Consider the following 358-nt stretch of genomic DNA (forward strand, 5'->3'; position numbering starts at 1 on the left):
GCTCGCCGTGATGGCGACGAGCGGACTGTACGAGCGGTCGGGCGAGTGGCTGTTCGAGATCGGGATCCCCGGGAAATCGGGCGTCTCGGGCGGCATCCTCGCGGTCGTGCCCGGGAAGGCCGGCATCGGCGTGTATTCGCCCCCTCTCGACGATGCGGGCAACAGCGTGCGCGGCCAGCGTGCCCTCGCCTACCTCTCCCGCGTCCTCGGCCTCAACCTCTTCGCATCCGCCCCGCGAGCCGGAGGCGGCTCCCGCGAGGGCGACCCGGACGCGGCCGTCGACTCGCGCACGACGAACGACTGACCGACGCCTCACACGGTCGGCGCGTCCCGCCCGTCGGCCCCCGGAAGGATGGCG

At 73.5% G+C, this 358-nt stretch carries 1 protein-coding gene; it reads left to right on the plus strand.

Annotated features, from left to right (window positions below; genetic code table 11):
• Positions 1-304 (plus strand): glutaminase (locus HO151_RS01945; protein ID WP_173894402.1); only part of this gene is annotated, 304 nt, incomplete at its 5' end.
• Positions 305-358: the final 54 nt, after the last annotated feature.

The organism is Streptomyces sp. 8P21H-1 (genome assembly GCF_013302945.1).